Source organism: Streptomyces sp. WM6372 (assembly GCF_001279655.1).
In the GTDB taxonomy this organism is placed as follows: Bacteria; Actinomycetota; Actinomycetes; order Streptomycetales; family Streptomycetaceae; genus Streptomyces.
The window spans coordinates 1-638 of the sequence record NZ_LGDB01000091.1 but is presented as its reverse complement, the minus strand read 5'-3'; the positions used below and the strand labels follow the sequence as shown (position 1 = coordinate 638).

The window sequence follows — 638 nt, the reverse complement described above, 5'->3', positions numbered from 1 at the left end:
TGGCGGATCACGTGCTGGTCGCGCAGAGTGCGGTGGTGGTGCGTGAGGACACTCCGGGTGACAAGCGCCTCACCGCGTACGTAGTGCCCGCCGCAGGCGAAGCGGCATCGGCTGATCTGCTGCGCCGGCATGTGGCGGAGCGGCTGCCGGACTACATGGTGCCCTCCGCCTTCATCACGCTGGAAGCCCTGCCGTTGACGCCGAACGGGAAACTGGACCGCAAGGCGCTGCCGGCACCGGAAGCGGTCTCCGGCACCACGCACAAGGGACCGCGCACCCCGAACGAAGAGATCCTGTGCAATCTGTTCGCCGAGGTGCTCGGCGTCGATGCCGTGTCGATCGATGACGGCTTCTTCGAGCTGGGCGGCGACAGCATCCTGTCGATCCAGCTGGTGGCGCGAGCGCGGGCCGCAGGACTGGTCTTCTCCGCGCGGGACGTTTTCGAGCGGAAGACGGTGGCCGCCCTGGCCGCCCGCTCCCGTCATGCGGCTGATCCCGCCGCAGGTGGATTCACACCGTCGGATCTTCCCCTGGTCTCTCTGAACCAGGCGGAGATAGGGGTGGTGGAGGGGCGGTGGAAGGACATTTCCGATGTGCTTCCGTTGGCTCCTCTGCAGGAAGGTCTGCTGTTCCACGCT

Annotated in this window: 1 protein-coding gene; it reads left to right on the top strand. The window is 66.9% G+C overall.

All coding sequences use genetic code 11. The features are described from left to right. Positions 1-11 precede the first annotated feature (11 nt). On the top strand, positions 12-638 hold a 627-nt coding region (locus tag ADK52_RS08610), incomplete at its 3' end, for a phosphopantetheine-binding protein (RefSeq protein WP_324615893.1).